A 5,302-nucleotide genomic window follows, 5' to 3' on the forward strand; every position below is an offset into this window, starting at 1 on the left:
CACCAGCACGATCGCCGAACTGCTGATCGGTCAGAGGCTTCGGCGCATCCGAACCGCTGCCCAGAAGCGCCTTGATGCTGTCGAGGAGAGGATCGCCATCGACCGCGCCGCCATCATCATAGCCGCGCGCAACACCGCCATTCTTCAGGCCGAAGATGGACCCCAAAGCGGACAGAATCCCGCCAGAGGCAGGCGCTGCGACATCGCCAATCTTCTCCGGGAGCCCTGCCTCACCGGTCATCGGGTTTGGCGTCGGTATAGGTGCGGTAGCGGGCAACCCGGGATCACCGCTGAGGCCGGCGAGAATGCCGTTGGGATATTGCTTCTTGAGATTGGCACCAAGCCCTGAGAAACCCTGCTGAAGCGATTGATTTGACTGGGGCGCCTGCTGCTGCGGTGCGCCACCGGTCGGCATCGTGGAGCCGCCGCCATTGGTGCCTGTCGCCGCCTGCGGGACATAGCTAGCACCCCCATTGTCGTTTGCGGCCGGCATCGGATTGTCGTTCATGGGAACGATCCCAGAGGCGCCCGAATACGGCGACGACGGGATGACGCCGCCTTGGGCGCGGCGCGGGCGCCCGCCTTCGTGTACGGCGCCACCGCTGGCCCATGGAAGCGCCAACAGACCACCGAGGATACCAGCGCCTGTATTGCCGGCCGGCGCTGTCGTCGTCTGCGTCCCGCCCATGCCGGAGCCGAGACCCTCCGAAATGTTCGCGAGCCAGCCAAGCGTCTGGAACGGGTAGGACCGCTCGTTCTGATACTGCTGGTAGTTGTACTGCTGCTGCTGGGTGCCGGCACCGACCTGGGCGGCGGCTTGCCCCAGATTGGTCTGCATCGCGGTCTGGCCGAGATTGGCGAAACCGGCCGCCGTAGCCTGGTTGGCGGCCTGCTGCGCCTGTGCGGCGCTCAGCGCCTGCCCATAGCCGGTGTTGTAGAGGTTCGCGATGGTGGACTGATTGGCGAGGTTCTGCTGCCGCGCGAGCTCCGCCTGGGCGACGCCCACCCTGTTGCCGCCCATGGCGCCCTGCGCGATCGCGTTGCCGAGCACGCCCTGCTGCTGCTGGGCGTTCTGCTCCTGCATGTTCGCCATTGTCGAGTTGACGACGCCGGAGATGTAGGGGCTCATATATTGCCCGACGGAGGCCGAGGTCGGCACCGCTGCGGCGGTCAGCGCATTGGACGCTGCGCTGAAATCATCATTGGAGGCGCCGTTGAGGCCGGCAATGGTGTTGAAGCCCGTCAGCTGGTTCTGCTCGAAGCCGGAACCGTTCACGCCGCCGGTGTAGGCCTGGTACGGCGTAGCCGCGATGGGATTCGCTTGGGCAAGCAGCTTCTCATACTGCGCCATCACCTGCGGTGGTGGCGTATTGGTAGTCGTGGTTGTGCTAGTTTTGCCGCCCATCAGTGCTTATCCCATGCGCACGGCCCGGCGAACTCGCGGTTCCAGACGAAGAACGCGCCCGCCTTTTCAAGCTGCTTTTCGTAGAGCCGGACCTTGGCCTCGGTCCGATGATTGCTGACGATCCCGATCATCAGCGGAAGATGCATGTCGGCCGACATCTGCTTTGCCCAGGCCAGCAGTTTCTTGGCGTAGTCGGAACGGCGATGGTCGGGGTGGACGAAGTTCCACGCCTCGTTGAGGTACCAGCTTTCCGAATAATAGGGCTGACCGATCTCGAGGTAGATGCTGCCGACAGGGTCGCCGACGGGCCCGACGACGCCGATTAGCGCGCCTTCCTTACGGAAGAACCGCTGCATGTACTCGCGCACCTTGCGCTCCGAGAGCGGGAACAGACCGTTCTCGTCGTGAAGCAGGCGGATCATCGAAATGATCTTGTCTTCGTCGGCCGGGACCGCGAGGCGCACATCGTCAGTCATGCTGGGGTGCCTATTTGTGAGGGCCGGGGAGGGACTTCAATTTCTTGATGTGCTCCTTGCGGAGCTGGCGCACCATGTGGTCGAGGATCTGATGCCCTCGCTTGATGTCGCCGCCGCCGACCTTGCTGACGACATCGGGAGGCACCACGATCTCGCCGCCGGCCGCCATGATCGGCACTGGCGATCCCACCTTGCCGCCGTCAGCGCGCTGCAGTGCCGCCGGCGTCGCGCTGTCTGGAAGACCGAGCAGCTTGCTGAAGACGCGGAAGCCGTTTTCCGTGTTCCCCTCGCCAATGCCAGAGACGATGTCGGCCGGGATCACGAATGATTCCGCGGGCACGTCCATGGCGATGTGGTCGGTTCGCCCGGCGACATGCGAGCGGATAGGCCCGACATGGGGCGCTGAATAGGGCTCGCCTGCCAGCTGCAGGGCATAAGGGATCGGGTCGGCCATCGCAGTACTCAGCTATAGTAGGGGATCTTGGCCGACGTGCCGTTCGGCAGCGTGACGGTCACATATCCGACCACCTGTGCCGGCGGTGTGATCGCGCCGCCCGTCGCCGTGGTGCTCGTCCCGCTCACCTGTGGGAAGATCGTTCCAATCTTGGTACCGATGTCGTAGAGCGCCCGCACGCCTTGCTGCAGCGTCGACAAGATGCTCGACAGGCTGTTGGTGTTGCCGCCGAAAGTGTCTCTGGATTCACCCATTACCGTTTCCCGTCAGGTGCGGCGCGGTAGCGGAGGCCGCCCATGCGCCAGAAAGAGCCGAGACCGGTTCCGGCCGCGGTGAAGCCGATCTCTCGCGCCCGCACGCGAGGATTTCGGAAGTCGACACTCGACGAGACCTGATAGGGCCCCTTCGACTTCTGCGCGCTCCCCGGATAGTCCGTATAGTTGAGCGTGATGTTCAGGCTTGCGTTCTGCGGTCCCGCATAGGTGCCGTATCTGAAGTCCGGGATCAGCCAATCGACGAACATCAGGTTTTCGCCCTGGGCGATCTGGGCAAGACCAGTCTCGAAGAACTCGCCCATGGCCTGACCGTCGGCGTCGAGCGCGATCTCGTGCTGGTAGATGTAGCCGGCAGAGCTCGCGCCGATCGGCTGGCCGAGCACCGACTGATCGATCCACGCCGTGCGATTGAGTCGCCCGCAATCCCAGCAGTTCAGGATGAAGTTGAACTTGACGTAGGAATCGACCTCGCCGGTGCCGCCGGATGCCGAGGGGAAGTACCAGGCGACCTCGCCAAAGCCGTTGTTCGGCGCCACATGGATCTTGTCGAGATTGTTCTGATCGAGGTCCTGGAAGATGAAGTCCCAGACCGAGCACACGATCGGCTGCACACCGGCGCCGGCATAGACATAGAACTGGTTGTTCCCCATCCAGTAGACCGCCGAGTTCACCACGGCCGCAGCGTGCCTGGCGATCAGCCCGCAGCTCTTGGCCAGCTTGTCGAAGCCGAAGATGAAAGGCGGCTGGATGTATTGCATCGCCCAGACGTCGATGTCGGTCCAGATGAAGGCAAACTGCGGTCCCTGCAGCCCTCCGACGATCTTCGATCCAGTCGGGAGCCGGTAGCCGCCCGCCTGGGTCTGTGACGTCACCGCCCAATTCGTGTAATCGCCGGCATCCGACCACTGGATGAGCAGAGGATCCTGCACGCCGTTGATCGAGGATGCCCACGACACCAGGATCTGAGAGGGTTCCGAAACGAAGATGCCGCCGTTGATCACCGGGGCGTTGAGCACCTTCACGGCGACGGCGTAGCCGCTGTCGGGCGACCATGTGTAAATCGGCCCGTTGGTCGGCGCCGCGATCAGGATCTCGCCCCAATTGTCCATCGTCCAATTGGTGGTTGTGATCGGGCTGCCCGGCGATGGCGACGGCGGCACGCCGGTGCCGTAGGCGCCAAGCCCGTACCCGCCGATGCCGTAGCCGGCCGATGTCGCGGCTGGCGCGATGCCGATGTAATAGGCGATCTCGACGTTGCCGCCGTTCATCGACGCCGAAGCGGAGGACGTCGCCGCGCTCGACACGTTGATGGTGAAGTTGTTGGCGTCCACGACCGTCTGGACGATGTAGGTCCCCGAAATGGTGATGCCGCCGACTGCCGTTGGCGTCGGCACCGCGAAACTCCCGCCGACGCCAAGACCATGGTTCGCAAGCATCACATTGATGGTCGGCGAGCCAGACGTCGTCGTGAACACCGGCACGGCGCCGCCATTGGCCACGGTTGCGGTCGCTGGCGAGGCCGCAGTTATGTTGTAGCTATTCGCTCCCGTGACGAGCGCGACGGCATAGGCGCCCTGCAGCACGATGCCGCCGACCGCGACCGGCGTGCGGATATAAATCGTGTCGTAAATCGTGGTCGTGATGTTCGGGTCGACGATGTTGACCGTCGTGCTGCCCGAGGTCGTCGAAAAATTCGGCGTCGTGTCGGAAATCAGAATTCTGGGCGTAATATCCTGAAAAAACCCCGAGGAAATCACGCCAAGGGTATTTTCGGCACCAATTCCGAGGTGGGTATCGGAATTAATTCCCTCCCAGGCGTGCATTTCCCGCACGGGCGAGCCGATCGAGGCCGAATAAAATTTCTCCCAGCCGCCTAATTTCTCGACCAGCACCATTTCGCCGGCCGCCTTGAAGCGGATGAGCTGCGACGTCTGGATCGAGGCGGCATTCTGGATCGGTGTCGACTGGGTGTTGACGCCAGGCGACAGGACGATGGTCTGCAAAGGCATCGATCAGCCCCGCGGCGGCTGCGCCAGTGGCGTCGGCGAGAACGCGGTCCAGGCGTCCGACCAGGATTTCTTCCTCAGTTCCTCGACGTTGGCCGAGGCCTTCAGCGCCTGGTATTGGCTCTCCCAACTGATGGGCATCTGCGGATCGCTGCCGGTCGACGAGAAGTTGCGCATGTAGCCCGAGGCGAAGATCATCGATGCGGCGAGGAACAAGTCGTAGAGATAGGTGGTCAGGAACGTCGTTGTGTTCGACGCGGACAGCGGCGCCGGTCGTTGAGTGCCATAGGCCTCGATGGTGTAGGCGAGATCAGGCGAGGGCGCGAACAGGACGTTCCACTGGTCGACCATGGCGAACATCTGAGGCTGCCCGGTCACGGTCGGATCGCCCCAAAGCGCGTAGACGAGCTCCTTCGACGCGGGGACCAGCGGCACCCTGGCGCTTGACGCCACCGCACCGCCAACCGGCGTCAGGATGTTGATGCCCTGCACCGTCACGAAGGTATTGGGTAGCGTAGCGTTCTGGGTTTGCGGGGCCAACGTGACCGAGGTGTCCCGGAAGATCGTCGAGATCAGGTCGAGCTCGCGGTAAATCCGCATCTCGGCGTAGTTGATGATGGCCGGGATGATCGTCGGGAAATCCGCATCGGCGGCATCCATGGCGATCATCGTCTCGAGCTGAGAGA

General features: G+C 63.2%; 6 protein-coding genes. All 6 read right to left on the reverse strand.

Features of this window, described 5'->3' with window-relative positions; all coding sequences use genetic code 11:
- Nucleotides 1-1,405 (reverse strand): hypothetical protein (locus tag EOA60_RS17220; RefSeq protein ID WP_164899364.1); only part of this gene is annotated, 1,405 nt, incomplete at its 3' end.
- On the reverse strand, nucleotides 1,405-1,881 hold the full coding sequence (locus EOA60_RS17225; RefSeq protein WP_127335232.1) for a GNAT family N-acetyltransferase: 477 nt from the start codon (nucleotides 1,879-1,881) through the stop codon (nucleotides 1,405-1,407). The genes EOA60_RS17220 and EOA60_RS17225, both read right to left, overlap by 1 nt.
- A 10-nt stretch (nucleotides 1,882-1,891) precedes the next feature.
- Complete coding sequence (locus tag EOA60_RS17230) at nucleotides 1,892-2,335, reverse strand: hypothetical protein (RefSeq protein ID WP_127335233.1); 444 nt, start codon at nucleotides 2,333-2,335, stop codon at nucleotides 1,892-1,894.
- 8 nt (nucleotides 2,336-2,343) lie between these two features.
- Entirely contained in the window at nucleotides 2,344-2,589 is a 246-nt protein-coding gene (locus EOA60_RS17235) for a hypothetical protein (RefSeq protein ID WP_127335234.1), read from the reverse strand.
- On the reverse strand, nucleotides 2,589-4,619 hold the full coding sequence (locus EOA60_RS17240; protein WP_127335235.1) for a hypothetical protein: 2,031 nt from the start codon (nucleotides 4,617-4,619) through the stop codon (nucleotides 2,589-2,591). The genes EOA60_RS17235 and EOA60_RS17240 overlap by 1 nt, the downstream gene beginning before the upstream one ends.
- Nucleotides 4,620-4,622: 3 nt before the next feature.
- On the reverse strand, nucleotides 4,623-5,302 hold a 680-nt coding region (locus EOA60_RS37660; protein WP_164899365.1), incomplete at its 5' end, for a hypothetical protein.

This window comes from Mesorhizobium sp. M1A.F.Ca.IN.020.06.1.1 (genome assembly GCF_004023265.1).
Taxonomy (GTDB): Bacteria; Pseudomonadota; Alphaproteobacteria; order Rhizobiales; family Rhizobiaceae; genus Mesorhizobium.